Origin of the sequence: Enterococcus sp. AZ119, assembly GCF_050546175.1 — a bacterium.
Taxonomy (GTDB): Bacteria; Bacillota; Bacilli; order Lactobacillales; family Enterococcaceae; genus Enterococcus; species Enterococcus faecalis.
Genome location: NZ_CP172951.1, coordinates 334146 through 355212 on the forward strand (window position 1 = coordinate 334146; position 21067 = coordinate 355212).

A 21067-nucleotide genomic window follows, 5' to 3' on the forward strand; every position below is an offset into this window, starting at 1 on the left:
ATGTTGACACTTGCAGTACGTGCCCATGATGTTGGCACCAAAATATCTCCTGTGGAATTGGCTAAAAAAATTGCTGAAACGAACATAACTTCAATTCAATTTGCCTTAGGTATTTCTTATCCAGAATATGCAAGTGCTGCTGTTCTATCTCCAGGACTAGGAAGTCAATTGAAGAATATTTTCGAAGATGAAAAGATTACGATTAGTGTCCTAAGTTGTTATATTAATCTGATTCATCCAGATTTAGAAGAGCGAGAAAAACGACTGCATCAATTTGAAACATACATTCGTTACGCTTCAATGTTTGGGGCAAAAATCGTTGCAACTGAAACAGGCAGTATATATGAAACGATTTATTACACTGAAGATAATTATACAGAAGAAGCCTACGAAGAAGTTTTATTTTCTGTTAGAAGATTATGTCGAGAAGCTGAAAAGTATGGGATAATTGTTGGGATTGAACCAGGAATCAATCATCCAATTCATACAATTGAAAAAATGCAACGATTGATTGACGAGGTTGCTTCAACTAATTTAGGCATTATTTTGGATCCTACCAACTTAATTCGAGTGGATATAGATAAAACGTATTTGGAAATAGTAGAAGAAGCGTTTGAGTGTTTTGGTGAAAAAATCGTTGCTTTTCATTTGAAAGATTTCATTATAAGAAATCAGAAGATATTTCCGGTAGCCATTGGCGAAGGGCAGGTACCTCTTAAAGAAACCATTCAATTTTTGAATAAACATAAGCCCGGACTGTTCACTATTTTTGAGGAAACACCATTTGAAAAAATAGCAAGTGCCTATCAAAAAGTTTCGCAATATCATTCCATTTAGATAAAAATGTGCAACAAAAAACATCTCGATTTTTTGAGATGTTTTTCGTTGCTTAATAAGAAAAAATATAAAATATACTTGCCTTAAAAACTCACATAAAAGAAAGAAGCAATCGCCACAGCAAATGAAATAATAGCAAACACTAAGCTACTCCATAGTCCTAACAGAATAAATGGTGAGGTTCTTTTGCCGCCCTCTTTCTTTAAGTAGGAAAATGTTCGTCCAGTAACAATGAATTGCCAGATACTAATCAATAAAAAAATACCGCCAATTAAGTAACGCATGTCCTCGTCCTCCTTCTATTTAGTATACCACTTGATGAAAACGTTATCAAAACGCTGTATAAAAAAGTTGCCTTTCAAAAAAGAGAAAGGCAACTTTTTTGACGGTTTAACGGACGTCACCCATTAAGTTTTGGATTGGTTTTTTCACAATGAATAAGAGAATCCCAGCAACGACAGCTACAAGTCCGACAATCCCAAAATATGCTGACTCTGTTCCAGGTGTATAGAAACGAGCAATTTGAGCGTTAATGGCTTGTGAAGCGGCATCTGCTAATAACCAAATAGCAACGGTTTGAGCTTCGAAAGCTTTCGGTGCTAATTTTGTAGTAATCGATAAGCCAACGGGAGATAAACACATTTCTCCGACAATCATAATGAAGAAACTAAAGAATAACCAAAGTGGACTCACCCGTCCTTCGGTACCATAAAGTAGACCTGGCAACATTAATAAGACGAAGGAAAGACCAGCAAAGACTAGCCCTAGTGAAAACTTCACAACTGTTGATGGTTGACGTTTACCTAGTTTTGTCCATAATGTAACAAAAATAGGGGTCAAAATAACTACGAATACAGGATTTAATGATTGGAACCAGCTAGCGGCAATCGGGAAGCCAAACAAACTCGTTTGCGTCCGTTCATTTGCAAATAGAGCAAGAATAGACGAACCTTGTTCTTCCAATGACCAGAAAACAATTGCTGCTAAGAATAATGGCAAATAAGCCAGAACTTTTGGTTTTTCTTCAGCAGTGACATCTTTAGACGTTAACATTTTGCTGAAATAATAAACTGGTAACAGGATTCCTAACACGCTGATGGTATTAATAAAGAAATCAATTGTTAAATGTCCTGTGACATAGGCGCCACCAAAAATAAGTAAAGCAACGACAATTGCCAACATAAATGCTTTAGCAAATTTCTTTTGCTCTTCTTTAGACATTGGATTAGTTGGGGCTTGACCAATCCCAGCAAGAGATTTACGTCCTTGGAAATAATATTGTAGTAGCCCGAAGAACATCCCTACTGCGGCAACGGAAAAGCCTAAATGATAATTATATTCTTGTCCTAAAGTTCCGACAACAAGGGGAGCGATTAAGGCTCCGATATTAATCCCCATGTAAAAAATGGAGAAGCCTGCATCTCTACGTAAGTCAGTTTTTGAATAAAGATGGCCAACCATCCCTGAAACGTTTGGTTTTAACATCCCAGTCCCAAATACAATCAACATAATAGAAACGAATAAGGCGGGGACACCAAATGGGGTAGCGAGAACAATATGTCCAGCAATGATTAGCAAACCACCAATAAAAACAGTTTTCCTTGAACCTAAGACACGGTCAGAGACCCAACCGCCAATGATACTGGACATGAAAACCATTGATCCATAAATGGACATGATGGCTAAGGCAGTTGCTTTGGGGAGACCTAAACCGCCATTGGCTACGGTATCGTAAATGTAATACATTAGAATAGCACGCATGCCGTAGTAACTGAAACGTTCCCACATTTCTGTGAAGAACAGTGTTGCTAGTCCTTTCGGTTGTCCCAGAAAGGATTTGTCTAATTTCTCAAGTTGTTCTTTGTCACTCATAGATAAAACTCCAATTCTTATAATATTCAGAATATTTGATAATAAAATGACTTAAATGTAGATTCATATATTTTATTACTCATAGATTGGAAAATAGAAAGAGAAAAAACTGATTATGTTTTTAAATAACAAGCGTTCGAGCGATTGTTTGTTTTTTATTCGTGAATTATGATAAAAATGAATATTTATTCTGCTTTATTTTCAATACTTTGTTTTCATAGTTGCTTTAGCTGTTCCTTTTTTGAATAAGATTAAAATGAATAAATAACAAGCAAAATATAAGATTTTTTTGTTTAACTCTTTTTGTTTCAATAGGAAGTGCTTAGTGTTTTTTCAGAATTGAAAAATGAATACGACAAAAAATTTATCTATATAATAGAAGGAAAAATAAAAATAGTGAATGATAAAAAAATTCAAAGAAAACACCCGTTCTTTTTAGGCCTGAGTTTTTGAAAAAAACATTCTCATGTCTAGTATCTTTAACATTTTGTTACTTTTTGACTGAAACGAATGTAAAAAAACCGACATTTAAGGGCTAATCAAGGGTTAGAAAACGGTTTCTCGAAAATAAAATCCTGTTTTTTTAACTTTTTTTCGCAAAATATAAACAGGATAATATCAAGCTTCCAGCAGCTTTTTATTACAAAATGTAACAAAACCGACATTCTAGTAATAAATTGTCACGAGATATTCACCTACGGCCGGCCATTCGATGATAAAGTATGTGAAGTCGTTTCGATAAAGCGAAGCAGACGTGGTTGTTGCCGAGTGCTAAGAGCAACAATCAAATATTTTTAATTACAAAGGAGAAACATACATGAAATCAATCAAAACGATTTTACTTGGAACAACTTTGGCCGCAGGTTTAGGATTATTCTTAGGAACAGACGCAAACGCAGAAAGCTTATATACAGTTAAAGCAGGAGATACTTTATCAACAATTTCTCATCAATTTGCAGGAGACAATAGCTTAATTCAAAAAATTGCTTCTGATAACAAATTGCCAAACCTTGATTTAATTTTTGAAGGAGAACAATTAGTTATTCGTTCAGAAAAAGAAGTTGCTAATACTCCAGCACCAGCTGTAGAAGTTGCACCAGTTCAACAAGTAGTTGAACAACCTGTTGCACAACCAGTACAACAAGAAGTACAACAACCTGTTGCTCAAGAAGTAGCGCAACCAGCAGCACCTGCCGCAAGCAGTGATGCAAAAGAGTGGATCGCACAACGTGAATCTAGTGGTTCTTACGATGCAACAAACGGTCAGTATATCGGTCGTTACCAATTATCTGCCTCTTATTTAAATGGTGACTATTCACCTGCCAACCAAGAACGCGTGGCAGATCAGTACGTAGCAGGTCGCTATGGTTCATGGGATGCAGCTAAATCATTCTGGTTAGCAAATGGTTGGTACTAAAATTAAATAAACGAAGTAATCTAATTACTTATTAAAAACCATAAACAAAAAAACAGTAACCTGTAAAGATTACTGTTTTTTTTGTCGATTTGTTAAGGTACAACGCCCCACGCTCGTCAATTGGTGGTCTGCGTTATATATTTTTGCTTCCCAAACTTGAAGGGTCTTTCCCGAGTGATCGGGCGTCGCAATCACGGTAAGGCTACCATCATGGACACTACGAAGATGATTTACTTGTAAGTCTATGCCGACAGCAAAAGTGTTTTCAGGAACGTTTTCGTTCGCACCTAAACTACAGGCAGTTTCAATTAAGATGCCGTTTAAGCCTCCGTGGACAAGGCCATAGGGTTGTTTATGCACGTCTTTTACCGCTAAAGTAAGCTGACATTTCTCAGCAGAAACCTGTTGAATCGTGATGCCTAAATACTCTAAAAGATGAATAGTAATCAGTCCTTTCTAATAAAAGAGAGAATAAAAGGTTTTTTATTTATTATACAGGAATGAAGAAAATTTGAAATAGCCATGTTTTTTCTTAAAATTCAAGCGACTTTTTCTCTAAAGTGCCGATTCTTGTGTATAATAGAAAAGATGAGATTAATGAAGGAGGTTTCCTAATGAGAAACTGGACAACAATTAAAGAATATGATGAAATTTTATTTGAGCAAGCAGGCAAAGTAGCAAAAATTACTATCAACCGCCCGCATGTTCACAACGCATTCACACCGAAAACAGTCATGGAAATGATTGATGCATTCAACATTAGTCGTGATAAAGAAGATGTCGGGGTTATTATTTTAACAGGCGCAGGTGACCAAGCATTCTGTTCTGGTGGCGATCAAAAAGTTCGAGGTAATGGTGGTTACGTTGGCGAAGACAACATTCCACGTTTAAATGTGTTAGATTTACAACGGTTAATCCGTGTCATTCCCAAACCAGTCATCGCAATGGTGAAAGGCTGGTCCATTGGTGGCGGCAATGTTTTACAATTAGTTTGTGATTTAACAATTGCGGCGGAAAATGCTAAGTTTGGGCAAACAGGACCAAATGTCGGTAGCTTTGATGGTGGATACGGCTCAGGTTACTTAGCGCGTGTTATCGGCCATAAAAAAGCAAAAGAAGTTTGGTTTATGTGTAAACAGTATTCTGCTCAAGAAGCTTTAGATATGGGCTGGATTAATACAGTTGTTCCATTGGAACAAGTAGAAGATGTGACAATGGAGTGGGCAGAAGAAATGTTAACCAAAAGCCCGATTGCTTTACGGATGATTAAAGCCTCTTTAAATGCCGATACAGATGGCTTGGCTGGTGTGCAACAATTAGCTGGTGATGCGACACTTCTTTACTATACAATGGCTGAAGCACAAGAAGGCCGAGATGCATTTAAAGAAAAACGGACACCAGATTTCGATCAATTCCCTAAATTCCCATAAACCAATGACTTGGTTAAATAAACAAGTACAAAAACGTCCCGATCATCCTGCTTTTTATTTTCAGGATGAATCTTGGACGTTTTTAGAAGTGCAACAAGAAGTCAGCCATTGGGTAGCCACATATCAACAGGTGCTTGCACCAGAAGAAAAACGTGTGGCTTTATTCAGTAAGAACAGCAAAGAGTTGTATTTTTCAATTCTAGCCTTATGGGAATTGGGGAAAGAGTTATTATTTTTAAATACGCATTTGACACTTGCTGAACTGACTTTTCAGTTAAAAGATGCGCAAGTTAAAACGATTATTGGTGCGCCTGAAACGCAGGCTTTGTTAGAAGAAATTTCTTTTGTCGACGTTCAGCCAATGATTAAAAAACAGCATAGTCTTTCACATCAGGAGTTTCAACAGCCAAGTGACTTAGAGTCGGTGGCTTCTATTATGTATACATCTGGAACTACAGGACAGCCTAAAGGGGTCTTGCAACGGTTTAAAAATCATTTGGCCAGTGCTAGAGGCACTCAAGAAAATATGGGGATTACTGCTGAAGATTGTTGGTTGTGTGCAGTCCCATTATTTCACATTAGCGGATTGTCGATTGTTGTTCGACAACTCGTCTTAGGTTGTAGTATTCGCCTTTACGATAAATTTGATGAACAGCAAGTGACACAAGATTTACAAGAAGGCCGTGGAACCGTCATTTCAGTGGTTGCGACAATGTTGCAACAATTATTGTCTGTCTATCCTGAAGCTGGCTACAGCGCCAGCTTTAAAGGAATGCTATTAGGCGGCGGACCGATTGCTCCGGATAAATTAGCGCAGTGTGAGGAAAAAGGGATTCCAGTCATTCAATCTTACGGGATGACGGAAACGTGTTCGCAAGTTGTTGCCTTGAAATTTGAAGATGCGGCGCTGAAAATCGGCTCTGCTGGGCAACCGTTAAAAGATATGCAGATCAAGATTGTTGATGAACTAGGACAAGAACAGCCAGAAAAGCAAGTCGGGGAAATTTTACTTAAGGGACCAAACGTTGTTTCAGGTTACCTTAACCAGCGTCAACCTGAAAAATGGACAGCAGATGGTTGGTTTAAAACAGGCGACATGGGCTATTTAGATGCACAAGGTTACCTGTATTTGGTTAGTCGTTTAAGTGAACTCATTATCTCTGGTGGTGAAAATATTTACCCCACTGAGGTTGAACAGGTGTTACAGGCGATAACAGGAATTAAAGCAGCGGCAGTTGTAGGAGAACCAGATGCGCAATGGGGAGCCGTCCCAGTTGCATATGTGATTAGTGACCAAGAAATCACCTTAGCGCAAATTCAAGACCAGTGTTCACGAAAACTGGCAAAATATAAACGACCGAAACGCATTTATTTTTGTCATTCTTTCCCGCAAACAGCAAGTGGAAAGATTGCCAAACATCGTTTCATGACAGAAGAAAGAGAGGCGTTTTTAATCAGATGAAATTGCCTGATGAATTACGACAAGCCTATCAGAAGAATGCCCGTCAGTTCAGTTGGGTTTTTCCATTAGAAACAGAACAAACAGCCTTGGCAATTTTTGCCGCTGGTGAAAAGGCATACCAAGGAGAACGTTTTTTTTGGCAAACGCCGAAAAAAGATTTTGCTTTGGTTGGCTTCGGATATGAAACTATCTTAAAAGGCGCAGAAACAGAAACGCATCAATTGAACAACTTTTTAAAAAAAGAGGCGGCAACTCGTTTTCAAAATATGTCTATTTCTGGTACAGGGGCTCTTCTGTTTGGCGGTTTGCCTTTTGATACAGAACAAACGCCTACTGAGGCCTGGGGAGAGTTAGGGGAAGGTTGGTTTTATCTACCAAGTATTCTATTTACTTTTTCAGGTTCACGTATTTATGGAACGCTGAACTTTTCAGGTTCTAGTGAACAAGAAGTCGAGGAACGTTGGTCGACTTTGGTGGCTCAGTTTGATCGCTTGTTAGCTACCTGTGAGGAGTTGCCAGCTGTAGCGGAAACAAAGATTGACAAGGAAGAAGTTGCCGTGACTGAATGGCTACAAGCTGTCAACGAAACCGTAGCAGTCTTAAGAGAAGATGGCCCTTTAAAAAAAGTGGTTTTGGCTCGACAACTTGCTGTGAGCAGTCCTGAAAAAATTCGAAGTAACCAAGTGCTCGTTAATTTAATGGCACAACAACAAAATACGTATTTGTTTGCTTTAGAAGCCAAAGACACAAGTTTCATTGGTGCAACACCAGAACGACTTCTGTTGGGTACTAAAGAAACGTTTGCGACCGCTTGTATTGCAGGAACCATTAAAACGGGTCAAACACCAGAAGAAACGAAAACTTTAGGAGCACAACTTTTACAAGACCGCAAAAATACCGGAGAACACCAAATTGTGGTGGAACGTTTAGCGAAAGAGTTGGCGAAGATGACGACTTCTGAAAACAGTATTCAAGCACCCATTATTTTGGAAAATCGAGATGTACAACATCTTTATGTGCCAATCTCGGGTCAACGTAAACCGGGAATTTCGTTCTTGGAAAGTGTGATGCAGTTACACCCAACGCCAGCTTTAGGTGGTGAGCCCAAAGAGTTGGCAGTCGAATGGATTCGACAATATGAGCCAGGGAGTCGTGGGTTATATGGTGCGCCAATCGGTTGGATTTCAGGGAATGATGATAGTGGCGAGTTCGCTGTGGCCTTGCGTTCAGGTGTCTTTGCTGGTCAGCAAGGCGTTCTTTATGCAGGTTGTGGTATTGTTGCTGATTCTCAAGCAGAGCTAGAAAGAGAAGAAACGAAAATAAAATTTCAACCGATGTTACGAGGAATTGGAGGGCAGGTTTAATGAATCATCAAGAAACAATGACCGATTATTTAACGGCCTTTATTGAAGGCTTAAAAAATAGTGGGGTTGAACAAGCAGTCATTAGTCCAGGGTCCCGTTCCACACCACTGGCTTTATTACTTCATCGGGAAACCGCAATCCAAACTTTTGTCGATGTCGATGAACGTTCCGCTGCTTTTTTTGCTTTAGGATTAAGTAAAGCGAGTCAAAAACCAGTGGTCTTACTTTGTACCTCTGGAACAGCAGCTGCAAACTATTATCCAGCAATTTGTGAAGCCAATATTAGCCATGTACCCTTAGTCGTTTTAACAACGGATCGGCCGCATGAGTTACGTCAAGTTGGCGCTCCTCAAGCCATGGACCAATTACAAATGTATCAAAATCATGTGAAATTATTTGTTGAAATGGCTTTGCCAGAAGCAACAGAAGAGATATTGAATTACGCCTATTGGCAAGGCGCTAAAGGAGCAGCATTCGCGCAACAAACGCCTGCAGCACCTGTTCATTTGAATTTTCCTTTGCGGGAACCATTATTACCTGACTTAGAGAGAAAAACAAAGAGTTCTCAACAAACGGCTTTATTCGCTGGTCAATCAATCCTTTCTACAGAACAAGTGCAACAGCTAGCGGATCAATGGTACCAGAAAAACGGTGTTTTGGTTGTCGGTGGCAGTCATACAGAGGAAGAAGCGGCGCTATTTATTCAATTAGCCGAAGCTTTGCAATGGCCGTTACTAGCGGATCCTTTAGCAAACATTGTGACACATGGGCAAAATAGTGAAGTTGTTATTGCACACAGTGATCTGTTTCTAAATGTGGCGACCTTGCCACAAGAACCAGAAGTGGTAGTGCGTTTTGGTTCGCTGCCAATTTCTAAAAACATCATGTTATGGTTGAAACGCTTAGCAACGACAGAGACTGCTTTTTATTTTGTGGACGAAAATGGGCAATGGCAAGAGCAATTGAAAAAATCACAAACAGTTATTCAGGCAAAGGAAACCACGTTTGTAGAACAACTGCTAACGGTTGTCAAACCAAAAGAAGCGACTTGGTTAGCACAATGGCTCTTGCTGGAAAAAACGGTCTCTGAAGTTCTTCTAGAAACGCTGAACGCGACAGAATTAAATGAAACAACAGCCAGCTTAGCTGTTCACCAAACAATGAAAGAGAACGGTCAGTTATTTGTATCTAATAGTATGGCTATCCGCTACTTAGATCGATTTATGGATAGTCGCCCTTATCGGATGTTTGGAAATCGCGGCATCAACGGGATTGATGGGATTGTTTCAACTGCTTTAGGAATGAGTGCCATAGCACCGACACAGCAAAACGTTCTACTGATTGGTGATTTAGCGCTATATCATGATATGAATGGTTTATTTTTGGCTAAACGTTATCAGTTGCCGTTAACAATTGTTTTATTAAATAACAATGGTGGCGGGATTTTCTCTTTTCTATCTCAACGAACTTTACGTGAGGACGATTTCGAGCCTTTATTTGGAACACCGCTTGATTTAGATTTTTCGTTAGTTGCTGAACTTTACGGTGCTTCGTATCAAGAAGTCAAAACAATCGCGGAGCTCAAGCAAATTTTACAGACAGCGGCTGAAGAACCACAATTTCAAGTGATCGAAGTCAAAGGAAATCGCCAAGAGAATGTTCATTTGTACGAATCAATTTTAGCTGAAATTGGTAGACGAGTAGAAAGACAGGGGATTTCATGGAACGGTTAATTCGGGGGATGCAGTACCATTATCAATGGTTAACACCTTTTGATGCAAAGCGAACGACAGTAGTCTGTTTACACGGTTTCACAGGAACGTTAGCCACGTTTGCAGCCGTTTTTCCCAGTCAAACACCTTATAATGTTTTAGGCATTGATTTACCTGGGCATGGCGCGACTGCTAGTTTGGTAGCACCAGAGCGTTATACCATGAAACAGGTTTGCCATGATCTTGCTGAACTAACCGAATCGCTAAATTTGCCTTGCTTTTGTTTATTAGGCTATTCAATGGGCGCTCGAACAGCTTTAGGTTTTGCATTACATTATCCACAAAAGGTACAGCATCTTTTATTGGAAAGTGGATCACCAGGTTTGGCCACCGCCGCAGAACGTCAGACTCGTATCTGTCAAGATCATCGTTTGGCGGAACGTCTCTTAGAGGAACCGCTGGTGGATTTTATTGATTTTTGGCAAGAATTACCGTTATTTCAAACGCAAAAAGCCTTGTCTGTGGCACAGCAAATGGCCATTCGTCAGGAACGTTTGAGCCAATCGGCCTTTGGGTTGGCTAGTAGTTTGTGGTATATGGGTACAGGAGCGCAAGAGAGTTACTGGGAACGTCTAGCAGAATTGCAGCCGATTCCTACCGATTTATTGGTAGGCGGCGAAGATCAAAAATTTATTGGGATTGCGAAAAAAATGCAGGCACGTCAACCGTTGTTGAGGCTGACAATTTTTCCTGAAGCAGGACATTGTATCCATTTGGAACAACCAACGATTTTCTATGAAAAGGTGACAGCGTTATTGGAAGGAGCCATCTGAATGAACATTCAATCAATTGAAACCTATCAGGTTCGTTTGCCTTTAAAAACGCCGTTTGTCACGAGCTATGGTCGCCTGGAAGAAAAAGCGTTTGATCTATTTGTAATAACGGATGAGCAAGGAAATCAAGGGTTTGGCGAATTAGTGGCTTTTGAGCAACCTGATTATGTGCAAGAAACGTTGGTAACCGAACGCTTCATCATCCAACAGCATTTAATTCCGTTACTTTTAACAGGAGCGCTTGAACAGCCGCAAGAGGTTTCAACAATTTTTGAAGAAGTTAAAGGACATTGGATGGGAAAAGCTGCGTTAGAAACTGCCATCTGGGATTTATATGCCAAACGGCAACAGAAGAGTTTAACTGAATTTTTTGGACCAACGCGGAGGAAAATTCCTGTAGGGATTAGTTTAGGGATTCAAAAAGACTTACCTCAATTGCTTAAACAAGTTCAGTTAGCTGTAGAAAAAGGGTATCAACGAGTGAAGCTGAAAATTCGTCCCGGTTATGATGTGGAACCTGTTGCTTTGATTCGTCAGCATTTTCCTAACTTGCCTTTAATGGTCGATGCAAATTCAGCGTATACATTGGCAGATTTGCCTCAATTGCAACGTTTAGATCACTATCAATTAGCGATGATTGAACAGCCTTTTGCTGCAGATGATTTTTTAGACCACGCACAATTACAAAGAGAACTGAAGACAAGAATTTGTTTGGATGAAAATATTCGTAGTCTCAAAGACTGCCAAGTGGCGTTAGCATTGGGCAGTTGCCGTAGTATCAATTTGAAGATTCCTCGTGTAGGTGGGATTCACGAGGCGTTGAAGATTGCCACATTTTGCCAAGAAAATGATTTATTGGTTTGGTTAGGTGGTATGTTTGAGTCTGGTGTTGGTCGCGCATTGAATTTGCAATTTGCGTCACAGCCTACCTTTTCCTTTCCAGGTGATATTTCAGCCACGGAACGCTATTTTTATGAAGATATCATCACGGAACCTTTTATTTTAGAGCAAGGGACAATGACCGTGCCTCAGGGGCTTGGTATTGGTGTTACACTTTCCCAGATGAATTTGCTAAAATACAGTCAGTATCAAAAAATCATGTAATGATAACAAAATTGCGCCTATGACTATGCAGAGAAGCATAATCTAGGCGCAATTTTTTATTTTTCTAATTGACTTGCTGCGGCTTCATCCAAGAGAACCGTTAAATTTGGATGGAGTTGAAGAATAGAGGCAGGATACGTTTCTGTGACAGGTCCTTGGAGTACTTGTTTGACCATCTGAGCTTTTTGTTCACCATTTACAATTAGGACAAGATGCTTAACTTTCATGATGCTGGCTGGCCCCATCGTAACAAAGGTCATGCCTGGCTGCATCATTTCAGGAACAAACCAAGGCTCTGAACCAGTGACGGTCACTTGGTAGGTTTCATTTTTAAAATGAGTGGTAGTGGGCATGTTCCCACAAAAATGACCATCTGCTCCTAAGCCAATTAACATCAAATCTAAGCCGCCTGCGTCAGCAATCCGTTGTTCTTGTTGTTGAAAGTTTTCGACAGTTAATGGATGGATGTTTTGCTCGGATATTTCCGCAGGTGTCAAATACAGCGTCCGCAAATCTGTCAGAGTAATGCCTTCCTTTTGATGAGGAACGGGGATTTCATCAAAGTTATAATAATGAACATTATCAAAGTCAGATGAGTTTTTCACAATCGAGGCTAATTTTTGGTAAACAAGTGCTGGCGTTTTGCCAGCGGTAATTGATAAATTCACTCGTTTATCTTGGCTCATCGTGCTTAGAAGTAACATTTTTGCCCATTCGCTCATCGCGTCGAAATCTTGTTTAATTAAAATTTTCATACTTGCTCACTCCATTCTTTGAATAAGCTAAGTATAATTTGTGGGAACCATCCCATGTCAAGCTCTTCACAAAAAGGATTTAATTAACGGTATGCAAAAGAAAGAGGAGCAGCCGTCAAAACGACGACTGCCCCTCTTTTTAAAGCTTAAGATAACCTACAACGAGTTAACTTTTTAGCTTTCTGCTCCACTTGCTCCAACGCTGGTCTAAACGTTCTTTTGACCAACACTGTTTAACAAAGAATTTTATTTTATTGTTCTTTTAACCATTTTTCTAGTTGTAAACGTTGCACTTTCATAGTAGCTGTGTGAGGGATTTCGTCAAAAGCCATAATGATAGGTTCGTTTAAATGTGGTAAATCGGCTACTTGTGTCCACCAAGCGTCCCAATCCATTTCTTCCCCAGGGACAACCGCTAAAATTGGCTGAGGTTCATTTTCTTTGCCACGGACAATAATCACTTCTTCTAAGAAATCTAATGCATCCAATAAATGATCTTCAATAGCTAAATTACTGTCGATGTTTTCAATTAGATCTACTTGGCGATCTTTCAAGAATAAGTGGCCGCGTTCATCTAACATTCCGTAATCGCCGCTGTCCCACCATTCGCCGTAGACATTTTCTGCAAAGCGGGCATCTTCTTTGTAATATGTTAAGGCCCGTCCTTTTGATAAGAATTGGATATGGCCGTCCGTCATCGCAGGTAAAACTTGTCCTTTTTCATCGGTAATTCGAGCTTGTGTTAAATCCTCTAAACCAACGCCCATGTCACGAGCATCTGAATCTTTTAGGGATTCTAAAGTATGCGCTCGTAAGATCATTGGCCCGCATTCACTTTGTCCATAAACTTGTAGGAAAATTGGTTCATTGGCAGCAGATGCTTTTAAGAAAGCCACCATTGTAGCGTTGTTAATTGCATCAAAGGTAGAATGATAATAATGGACACTAGCGAAAGCTTCAGGTTTTTCTTTGGTCAAACGAACCCATTGAACGAAGTTATTGGGGTGTGTTTCTACAGCGATTGGTTGATAGGTGCTGAACATTTCAGCGACTTTTTCGCTCGAAGCATTTGCTAAAGGCATCATAGGGAAGCCCATGGCCATTAAAGAAGACACGCCAATGTTAAAACGAGAATGAACTGGCGAAATATGAAAGCCAACTAATTTCTTTTCAGCAATTTTTGTAAAAATGGTTTTTTGCCATTTTGTACGCCAACCCATAGAGTGATTGGAATGACAGATAAGTTTAGGAATACCTGTTGTTCCAGAGGTGTGGGTCATGTAGGCAATTTCGTCTTTAGTCAGTTCGTCTTGAGGAACTTCCGTGGCATCAGCTTCTAAAAGAGAAGCAACCGAAAGTTTTTTATTGGCAGAGCTGTTACGAACAGCTTGAACTTTTTCAGCAGTCACATCATCAAATAAAATATAAGGATCTTCTAAACGATCAACGAATACTTCAATTGTTTCAAAAGGTAAATGGTATGAAACCATTACAGGAACGGCTGCTAGATATGAGGCTGCAACAGCTAGTAAATACGTGTCGAATTTAGGACTTTTATAAATAATAATTTTGTCGCCTTTTTTTACACCTAAAGCGGCTAATTGATATGCCCGTTTCAAAATTTCTTGATGGCTTTCACCATAAGTTGTTTCTAAGCCAAGTGCAGGAAAAGCAGGCAAAGATTCATCAAAAATAATTGGAACAGTTGGTGTTTTTTCTGCGGCTTCTTGATAGTTTGTGTAGAGGTTTAATGGTTGATAATCAAGTAAGTGTGTCAAGGGAAAGTCTCCTTTGTAAAATAGTTTGTGTACAAATGTACAAGTTCACTTTATCCTATCATAGAATGGGTTCTTTTTCTACGTCAAAAATACAACGTTAAATGTTATTTTTTATTATTCACAAGCACAACGTTTGCTGTATCTGACAAAGTTTCCTACAATAATTATGTAAGTAACAAGTTCTCAGAAGTGTAAAACTTTACAAAGGAGAGGAATTTACATGAAAAAAATCTATGAAACAACTATCATTAATACGGGTGGACGTGCAGGAGAAGTTCACTCACCGGATAAATCATTTTCTTATGCGGTTGCTTCGCCAGGTGTCAAGAAAGAAAATACAACAAATCCAGAACAATTATTCGCAGCGGCTTACAGTGCTTGCTTTAACGGTGCATTAGAATTAGTGATGGATCAAGAAAAAGTCGAAGGTAAAAGTACAGTAACTGCACGTGTATCCTTATTCCAAGGAGAAGATGGGTTTAGCGTTGGTGCTGAATTAGAAGTTCATATTGATGGGGTAGATCAAGCTAAAGCAGAAGAACTTGTTAAAAAAGCCCACGAAATTTGCCCATATTCTAAAGCAACAAGAAATAATATAGATGTTAAATTAACAGTGATTTAATTAAAAAAGAAGCGCTTTGTCTATACGACAAAGCGCTTCTTTTTTAGATAACAGTCCACAAATTATACATATTTAACAAAATAACTAAAAAAACAACTAAACTATAAATTTGGGCGACCCGTTGTTGGGATAATTTTTTACTGAAAAGACCGCCGACATAACCACCGAATAAAGCGGCAGGAATAATAGCCCAAAGCATTGTCAAATCAAAAACCGCAAACCCTGTGGTCAAGCCGATATTGCCAAGTTTGGCGAGTTGGGAGAAAAAAATAGTAATGATGGAATAGACAGTTGCTGATTTGATATCCATTCCAAAAAAGAGAATAAGGCAAGCTACATTAATGGGACCGCCACCGATGCCTAAAAAGGTTGATAGAATCCCTAAGCCTAATCCGACAATCAGAAAAATGCTCAATCCGTTGAGGTGTAAGTGCCAGTTGGAAAATTGATTGTAGAGAAGAACCAAAACCAAGGTCAGCAACATGATGATATATTGGATTAGTTGTACTTTTTCTTCATTTGGCGCTAGTGCAATCGCCTGATTAAGAAGTAAATCACCTAACATGCCGCCGACTAAGGAACCAAACGAAATACTCGCGGCTTTTTTCCATTCAATTTGGACACCATTTTGATACTGTTTATAAGTCGAAGAAATGGACATGACAAAAACAGCGACACTTGAATAGAACGCAATACTATTTAACGAATGGAACCCAAGAAAATCCAAAACAGGCTTAATAATGACGCCTCCACCCATCCCAGAGAGCGCCCCAACTGTATTGGATAGAAAAATAGTTATGAAATAAATCAGCAAAACCCGCACATAATCACTCCTAAACCGTTTTCTTTTAGTATAGCACAAAAATTATATAAGAAATGTAATTTCATTTAAAAATATTTTTAAAAAGAACTTGAAATGATATTTCTTTAATGGTATTCTACAAATACAAAAAAGAAAACGCATTCAAGGAGGATGAGAAAGCATGACAGTATCGATTGGTATTATTTTGATTTTATGTCTTTACACAGTTGTTGGTGTACTTGACCAAATTTCTATTCAGATTGGTCCATATACACCATTGTTTGCTGCAACGTTTACTGGCCTAGTCTTAGGGGATGTTCAAACAGGTTTGATGATTGGGGCAACGCTTCAATTGATGACATTAGGTGTAGCGACTTATGGAGGAGCAACAGTCCCAGACTTTCTTTCGGGGGCCATTATGGGAACGGCTTATGCAATCATTTCAGGGAAAGGGGCAGAGTATGGTATCGGAGTTGCGGTTCCGATTGGGTTATTATTAACACAACTAGATATTTTAGGCAGAATGGCTAATACGTTTTTCCAACACAAAGCAGATCGCTATGCGGAAGAAGGCAATTATAAAGGGGTCGAGCGTTGCAATGTTTTAGGAATTTTTCCTTGGACGATTTCTCGTGTCATCCCAGTTTTTATTGGCCTAGCTTTTGGTGAACAAGTTGTAAACGCTATCAATAATTGGATTCCTATTTGGGTGATGAATGGGTTAAAAGCAGCAGGTGCTATTTTACCAGCGATGGGGATTGCTATTTTAATGCGGTACTTGCCAATTAAAACATACTGGCCTTATTTTATTATTGGGTTCGTGTTACTTGCTTATGGGGCCCAATTCTTCTCAGTTTTAGGTGTCGCACTGGTTGGCTTGGCTTTAGCAGCGATTTATGTGATGAATCATAACAAAGGCGGCGCAGCTACAACAAGTGGCACGGTTATTTACGAAGATGATGAGGAGGTTGAGATTGATGACTAACAAATTAACAAAAAAGGATATTAATAAAGTTTACGTCCGTAATCTTTTTGGCTATCAGTGGGGCTGGAACTATGAAAAAATGCAAGGACTTGGTTACGCTTGGGTGATGATGCCTGCATTAAAGCGACTATACAGTGAAGATCCAGTAGCTATGAAGAAAGCCTTGAAGACACATCTTGGCTTTATGAATACAACGCCAGCCATGTCGCATTTAATTGTCGGAGCTGATATGGCTTTGGAAGAAGAAGTCGGCATTGAAGATGAAACGGCCATTACTGGCTTGAAAACAGGTCTAATGGGTCCGTTTGCTGGTGTTGGTGATACCATTTTTATCGCGATTTATCGTGCGATTGTTTTTTCGATTGCAGCTTACATGGCGCAAGGGGCCCAGGTTGTTGGGTTACTGATTCCGTTAATTGCCGGAGCAGTGGTCCTATGGGTTCGCTATAAATTCACTTGGATTGGTTACCATCAAGGGAAAAAAATTGCGACAGAATTTGCGGATAAAATGAAATTGTTTACGCAAGGTGCAGCCATTTTAGGGTTAACAGTGGTCGGCGGTTTGATTCCTTCGGTAATTACTTACAAATTAGATTTAACTTATAAAATGGGAGATGTAACATTATCTGTTCAAGAAATGTTGGATAAAATTTTACCCGCATTAATTCCTTTAGGGATTGTTCTTTTATCCTATTGGTTACTAGGGAAAAAGAAAATGAATTCAACACGGCTAATCTTTGTTTTAATTTTAATTGGCATGGTTTTAGGCAATTTACAACCAATGTTGGCTTGGGTTGGCGGTTTATTTTAAAAAAATAGTATATAATAGGAGAGATTTATTATGACAATTGTACATGCAAGAGTAGATGAGCGTTTAATTCACGGACAAGTTGCAACCGTTTGGACGAATACGGTTGGCGCACAAAGAATCATGGTAGTAAATGATGCCGCTGTCAAAGATCAATTACAAATTGGTGCCTTAAAAATGGCTAAGCCTGCAGGAGTTAAATTATCCATTTTATCAAAACGTAAAGCGATTGAAAAAATTTTAGCAGGCAATTATGATGAAGAAAAAGTCTTTTTAATTACGAAAGACATTGCAGACATGGCGGCTTTAATTGATGGCGGTGTTCCGTTACAGAGCTTCAATGTCGGCAATATTTCTCAAAAAGAAGGCAGTCGAGCAATTAAAAAATCTGTTGCATTAACCGATGAAGATATTCAAACCGTTCGTCGTTTAACAGATAATGGGGTGACTATTACCGCACAGATGATCCCTTCTGAACCAAACGAAGCAATTTTAACTTTCATAAAATAGAAATGGAGATGAGAAGATGGAGCCAATCCGTTCAATCAGACAAAAATATAAGGACTTTTCCAAAGTAAATAAGAGAATCGCAGACTATATACTGAAGGATCCGACCCGTCTTCTCTCATTAACAGCAAACGAAATTGCTAGCAATAGCGAAACTTCTCCGGCGTCAGTTACCCGTTTTTCTAAACAATTAGGGTTTGACAGCTGGGAAGAGTTAAAACTATCCATTGCAGCGGTACAAGCTGCCAGTAACGGTAAAAAAGATATTGATCCAATTGTAGCGGCGGATGATTCGGTGGATACTATTTGTATGAAAGTGGAATCTTTATTAAATGCTACGATTGAGGATTTATTTTATACAGTGGATAAACAAGCCTTGGAACGAGCAATCGCGCATGTTAAAAAAGCGGAAAAAATTCATTTGGTTGGAATTGGTGCCTCTTCTTTAACGACTTATAATCTTTATCACAAGTTTAACCGCGCTGGTCGCCAAGCAATTTTTAATTATGATAGTCACATGATGTTGGAGTTTTTAAATTATGCAACGGCACAAGACATTTTGATCACGGTCTCCTATAGTGGTTTGACAAAAGAAGCCTTAATCGCCTGTGAAATTGCCAAAAATAGAGGTGCAACGGTTATTTTTATTACCAGTAACGATGGAGAAAACGTGCGATCATTGAGCGATGAAGTTCTTTTAGTCCCCAATAATGAGCACCTCATTCGAGTTGGGGCTATTTCATCGATTGCTTCGTCAATGGCAATTGGCGATGTTCTGTATTTAGGTTCAATTCAAGATGATTTAGACACAGAAATTGAACGCAATATGATTGAAACGAGTCAACTTGTCAGCCGTCTAAAAGAGAAGTAGGGGTGTGCAAGCAAATGAACTTAGAAGGATTAACGACAGAAGCCAGAAATGAAGCGACTAAAAAGATTGACCAAGTGTCAACATTAGAAATGGTAACTTTAATAAATCAAGAAGACCAAAAGGTAGCACAAGCAATTGAAAAGGTGCTTCCGCAGATTGCTGCAGCAATTGATGCAGCGGCAGAACGATTTAAAAAAGGGGGCCGTTTAATCTATTGTGGTGCAGGAACGTCTGGACGTTTAGGTGCTTTGGATGCGATTGAATTAACGCCCACATATAGTGTGTCGCCAGAACGCGCATTTGGTATTTTAGCTGGTGGTGAAAAAGCAATGTATCAAGCAATTGAAGGCGCTGAAGACTCGAAAGAATTAGCTATCGAAGATTTAACGCAACATCAATTGACCGCCCGAGATGTCGTAATTGCGATTGCTGCTAGTGGTCGGACACCATATGCTGTTTCCGCAATTGAATACGGAAAAAAAGTGGGCGCTCTGACCATTTCAGTTACCTGTAATAATCAAAGTCCGATGAATCAATTGGCGGAAATTGGGATTGCGCCAATTGTAGGACCGGAAGTCATTACAGGATCAACTAGAATGAAAGCGGGTTCAGCACAGAAAATGGTGTTAAATATGTTTTCAACAGGAATTATGGTTAAAGTAGGGAATATCTATCAAAATTTGATGGTCAACGTACAACCAACGAACGAAAAATTAATGCAACGTGCCACGAATATCATTAAAGAAGCAGCAGAAATCGAGGAATCGCAAGCCAAAGAATACTTGGAGGCAGCACAGCTAGAAGTGGCACCAGCCATTGTAATGGCGAAAGCCCACGTTGATTTTCAAAAAGCCAAACAACTATTAGCAGAACATGACGGACGGATTTCAGAAGTTTTAGCATAGAAGTGGTGAACAATGAATCAAATCGCAATTCAAGAAACAATTCAGAGACTGATTAATCAGCAAGTCGTTTCGGGTGTCGCTTGGGGGACGATCACAGAAGATAGCTTATCAGAACAGTATACGGGCTTTTTAGGTAATACTGGTCCATTTGCAAGACAAAAGGTTTCATCAGCTAGCCTGTATGATTTAGCGTCCTTAACGAAAGTTATTGGGACAACAAATCGAATGTTACAATTAATCGATACAAATCAGCTTACTTTTTCAACCACTGTGGGGGAAATCCTACCTGATTATCAAGGACTATCTTGTTCGATTGGGGAGCTTCTACTGCATCAGAGCGGACTGCCAGCTGATGTTGTCGATAAGAAAAATGTCACAAAAAAAAGCTTGCAAGAAATCATTTTAACGCATTCGTTATCTGAACGAGGGAAAACCACTTATTCTGATTTAGGGTATTACTTATTGGGAGAAATTATTCAAGTATTGGATCGCTGCTCATTAGAAGAGAGTTTTCAGACATACGTATTTCAACCAATGAACCTACAGCATACAAGTTTTACGGTCAGCGATTTTGCCCAGGCAGTGCCCACAGAGATTACAAAACAACGCGGCGTTATTCAGGGAGTGGTCCACGATTCGAAAGCCTATCAACTAAAAGCGCCAATTGGCAGTGCAGGTTTATTTGCAACTTTACCAGATTTACTCACTTTTGTTCAGTGTTTTATGAACAATCGCTACCCGTCTGGCAAACCATTATTTTCTGAAAAAATGTTCACTGCTCTCTGGTCTATGAATCAAGGGGGACGTACATTTGGTTGGGAAGTGAAAAAGACGCAAGCAGGGGCAGACTATTTGTATCATACTGGCTTTACTGGAACGGCGATTGGTATGAAAAAAGAGACCAAAGAAGCCCTAATTTTGTTAACGAATCGGATTCATCCCACTCGTGAAGAACGTGGCTTTCTGAAAGCACGAACAAAAATTTATCAGCAGTATTTTTAGG

Annotated in this window: 21 protein-coding genes; 15 read left to right on the plus strand and 6 right to left on the minus strand. The window is 39.3% G+C overall.

What is annotated here, in order from left to right; genetic code table 11:
• Positions 1-837 carry a sugar phosphate isomerase/epimerase family protein gene (locus IGL37_RS01680; RefSeq protein WP_002413484.1) on the plus strand — a complete coding sequence of 279 codons (837 nt, stop codon included), beginning with the start codon at positions 1-3 and terminating at the stop codon, positions 835-837.
• Between the two features lie 83 nt (positions 838-920).
• On the opposite strand, the gene IGL37_RS01685 is transcribed toward IGL37_RS01680, so the two are convergent.
• Positions 921-1121 carry a hypothetical protein gene (locus tag IGL37_RS01685; protein ID WP_002355314.1) on the minus strand — a complete coding sequence of 67 codons (201 nt, stop codon included), beginning with the start codon at positions 1119-1121 and terminating at the stop codon, positions 921-923.
• Positions 1122-1227: 106 nt separating this feature from the next.
• On the minus strand, positions 1228-2709 hold the full coding sequence (locus tag IGL37_RS01690; RefSeq protein WP_002355315.1) for a peptide MFS transporter: 1482 nt from the start codon (positions 2707-2709) through the stop codon (positions 1228-1230).
• Between the two features lie 817 nt (positions 2710-3526).
• Between IGL37_RS01690 and IGL37_RS01695 the strand changes: the two genes are divergently transcribed.
• Positions 3527-4126 carry a LysM peptidoglycan-binding domain-containing protein gene (locus IGL37_RS01695; RefSeq protein ID WP_002355317.1) on the plus strand — a complete coding sequence of 200 codons (600 nt, stop codon included), beginning with the start codon at positions 3527-3529 and terminating at the stop codon, positions 4124-4126.
• Between the two features lie 69 nt (positions 4127-4195).
• Here the strand turns inward: IGL37_RS01695 and IGL37_RS01700 are convergent, their stop codons facing one another.
• Positions 4196-4576: a PaaI family thioesterase gene (locus IGL37_RS01700; RefSeq protein ID WP_172437429.1), complete on the minus strand. Its 381-nt coding sequence runs from the start codon at positions 4574-4576 to the stop codon at positions 4196-4198.
• 110 nt (positions 4577-4686) lie between these two features.
• Between IGL37_RS01700 and menB the strand changes: the two genes are divergently transcribed.
• From menB to menC, 6 genes are read left to right on the plus strand one after another with little or no spacing between them, the layout of a single operon-like run.
• Positions 4687-5556, plus strand: coding sequence for a 1,4-dihydroxy-2-naphthoyl-CoA synthase (menB, locus tag IGL37_RS01705; protein WP_002385329.1), 870 nt, complete (start codon positions 4687-4689; stop codon positions 5554-5556).
• 4 nt (positions 5557-5560) lie between these two features.
• Positions 5561-7018, plus strand: a complete 1458-nt coding sequence (locus IGL37_RS01710; RefSeq protein ID WP_002410466.1) for an o-succinylbenzoate--CoA ligase — start codon at positions 5561-5563, stop codon at positions 7016-7018.
• On the plus strand, positions 7015-8382 hold the full coding sequence (locus tag IGL37_RS01715) for an isochorismate synthase (RefSeq protein WP_002364946.1): 1368 nt from the start codon (positions 7015-7017) through the stop codon (positions 8380-8382). The genes IGL37_RS01710 and IGL37_RS01715 overlap by 4 nt, the downstream gene beginning before the upstream one ends.
• Positions 8382-10115, plus strand: coding sequence for a 2-succinyl-5-enolpyruvyl-6-hydroxy-3-cyclohexene-1-carboxylic-acid synthase (menD, locus tag IGL37_RS01720; protein ID WP_002392502.1), 1734 nt, complete (start codon positions 8382-8384; stop codon positions 10113-10115). The genes IGL37_RS01715 and menD overlap by 1 nt, the downstream gene beginning before the upstream one ends.
• The gene (gene menH / locus IGL37_RS01725) at positions 10103-10927 is read left to right on the plus strand and encodes a 2-succinyl-6-hydroxy-2,4-cyclohexadiene-1-carboxylate synthase (RefSeq protein ID WP_010819179.1); all 825 of its coding nucleotides are present in this window, start codon (positions 10103-10105) and stop codon (positions 10925-10927) included. Before menD ends, menH begins: the two co-directional genes overlap by 13 nt.
• Entirely contained in the window at positions 10928-12031 is a 1104-nt protein-coding gene (gene menC / locus IGL37_RS01730) for an o-succinylbenzoate synthase (RefSeq protein WP_033918195.1), read from the plus strand.
• Between the two features lie 56 nt (positions 12032-12087).
• Here menC and IGL37_RS01735 read toward each other — a convergent pair whose 3' ends face one another.
• Both IGL37_RS01735 and IGL37_RS01740 read right to left on the minus strand, forming a co-directional pair.
• A complete protein-coding gene (locus IGL37_RS01735) occupies positions 12088-12786 on the minus strand; it encodes a glucosamine-6-phosphate deaminase (protein WP_016615937.1) in 699 nt (232 codons plus the stop codon).
• Positions 12787-13037: 251 nt separating this feature from the next.
• On the minus strand, positions 13038-14564 hold the full coding sequence (locus IGL37_RS01740) for an AMP-binding protein (RefSeq protein ID WP_033918194.1): 1527 nt from the start codon (positions 14562-14564) through the stop codon (positions 13038-13040).
• A 220-nt stretch (positions 14565-14784) separates the two neighbouring features.
• Between IGL37_RS01740 and IGL37_RS01745 the strand changes: the two genes are divergently transcribed.
• Positions 14785-15186, plus strand: a complete 402-nt coding sequence (locus IGL37_RS01745) for an organic hydroperoxide resistance protein (protein ID WP_002355332.1) — start codon at positions 14785-14787, stop codon at positions 15184-15186.
• 43 nt (positions 15187-15229) lie between these two features.
• Here IGL37_RS01745 and IGL37_RS01750 read toward each other — a convergent pair whose 3' ends face one another.
• Positions 15230-16000: a sulfite exporter TauE/SafE family protein gene (locus IGL37_RS01750; RefSeq protein ID WP_225581367.1), complete on the minus strand. Its 771-nt coding sequence runs from the start codon at positions 15998-16000 to the stop codon at positions 15230-15232.
• Positions 16001-16169: 169 nt separating this feature from the next.
• Between IGL37_RS01750 and IGL37_RS01755 the strand changes: the two genes are divergently transcribed.
• From IGL37_RS01755 to IGL37_RS01780, 6 genes are read left to right on the plus strand one after another with little or no spacing between them, the layout of a single operon-like run.
• Positions 16170-16973: a PTS mannose/fructose/sorbose/N-acetylgalactosamine transporter subunit IIC gene (locus IGL37_RS01755; RefSeq protein ID WP_002358431.1), complete on the plus strand. Its 804-nt coding sequence runs from the start codon at positions 16170-16172 to the stop codon at positions 16971-16973.
• On the plus strand, positions 16966-17784 hold the full coding sequence (locus IGL37_RS01760; protein WP_016627719.1) for a PTS system mannose/fructose/sorbose family transporter subunit IID: 819 nt from the start codon (positions 16966-16968) through the stop codon (positions 17782-17784). Before IGL37_RS01755 ends, IGL37_RS01760 begins: the two co-directional genes overlap by 8 nt.
• A 30-nt stretch (positions 17785-17814) precedes the next feature.
• Complete coding sequence (locus IGL37_RS01765; RefSeq protein ID WP_002355337.1) at positions 17815-18291, plus strand: PTS system mannose/fructose/N-acetylgalactosamine-transporter subunit IIB; 477 nt, start codon at positions 17815-17817, stop codon at positions 18289-18291.
• Between the two features lie 16 nt (positions 18292-18307).
• Entirely contained in the window at positions 18308-19159 is an 852-nt protein-coding gene (locus tag IGL37_RS01770) for a MurR/RpiR family transcriptional regulator (RefSeq protein ID WP_002355339.1), read from the plus strand.
• A 14-nt stretch (positions 19160-19173) separates the two neighbouring features.
• Positions 19174-20064 carry an N-acetylmuramic acid 6-phosphate etherase gene (gene murQ / locus IGL37_RS01775; protein ID WP_002361198.1) on the plus strand — a complete coding sequence of 297 codons (891 nt, stop codon included), beginning with the start codon at positions 19174-19176 and terminating at the stop codon, positions 20062-20064.
• A gap of 12 nt (positions 20065-20076) precedes the next feature.
• Positions 20077-21066 (plus strand): serine hydrolase domain-containing protein, encoded by a 990-nt coding sequence (locus IGL37_RS01780; RefSeq protein WP_016627718.1) that lies wholly within the window; start codon positions 20077-20079, stop codon positions 21064-21066.
• The last annotated feature ends 1 nt before the right edge of the window (position 21067 follow it).

Excerpts from the sequence above, each read along its gene's own strand:
- IGL37_RS01690 (WP_002355315.1), bottom strand. The coding sequence starts at position 2,709 with ATGAGTGACAAAGAACAACTTGAGAAATTAGACAAATCCTTTCTGGGA.
- menD (WP_002392502.1), top strand. The coding sequence starts at position 8,382 with ATGAATCATCAAGAAACAATGACCGATTATTTAACGGCCTTTATTGAA.
- IGL37_RS01770 (WP_002355339.1), top strand. The coding sequence starts at position 18,308 with ATGGAGCCAATCCGTTCAATCAGACAAAAATATAAGGACTTTTCCAAA.
- IGL37_RS01755 (WP_002358431.1), top strand. The coding sequence starts at position 16,170 with ATGACAGTATCGATTGGTATTATTTTGATTTTATGTCTTTACACAGTT.
- menH (WP_010819179.1), top strand. The coding sequence starts at position 10,103 with ATGGAACGGTTAATTCGGGGGATGCAGTACCATTATCAATGGTTAACA.
- IGL37_RS01735 (WP_016615937.1), bottom strand. The coding sequence starts at position 12,786 with ATGAAAATTTTAATTAAACAAGATTTCGACGCGATGAGCGAATGGGCA.
- IGL37_RS01695 (WP_002355317.1), top strand. The coding sequence starts at position 3,527 with ATGAAATCAATCAAAACGATTTTACTTGGAACAACTTTGGCCGCAGGT.
- IGL37_RS01780 (WP_016627718.1), top strand. The coding sequence starts at position 20,077 with ATGAATCAAATCGCAATTCAAGAAACAATTCAGAGACTGATTAATCAG.
- IGL37_RS01765 (WP_002355337.1), top strand. The coding sequence starts at position 17,815 with ATGACAATTGTACATGCAAGAGTAGATGAGCGTTTAATTCACGGACAA.
- IGL37_RS01680 (WP_002413484.1), top strand. The coding sequence starts at position 1 with ATGTTGACACTTGCAGTACGTGCCCATGATGTTGGCACCAAAATATCT.
- IGL37_RS01745 (WP_002355332.1), top strand. The coding sequence starts at position 14,785 with ATGAAAAAAATCTATGAAACAACTATCATTAATACGGGTGGACGTGCA.
- IGL37_RS01710 (WP_002410466.1), top strand. The coding sequence starts at position 5,561 with ATGACTTGGTTAAATAAACAAGTACAAAAACGTCCCGATCATCCTGCT.
- IGL37_RS01760 (WP_016627719.1), top strand. The coding sequence starts at position 16,966 with ATGACTAACAAATTAACAAAAAAGGATATTAATAAAGTTTACGTCCGT.
- menC (WP_033918195.1), top strand. The coding sequence starts at position 10,928 with ATGAACATTCAATCAATTGAAACCTATCAGGTTCGTTTGCCTTTAAAA.
- murQ (WP_002361198.1), top strand. The coding sequence starts at position 19,174 with ATGAACTTAGAAGGATTAACGACAGAAGCCAGAAATGAAGCGACTAAA.
- IGL37_RS01715 (WP_002364946.1), top strand. The coding sequence starts at position 7,015 with ATGAAATTGCCTGATGAATTACGACAAGCCTATCAGAAGAATGCCCGT.
- IGL37_RS01685 (WP_002355314.1), bottom strand. The coding sequence starts at position 1,121 with ATGCGTTACTTAATTGGCGGTATTTTTTTATTGATTAGTATCTGGCAA.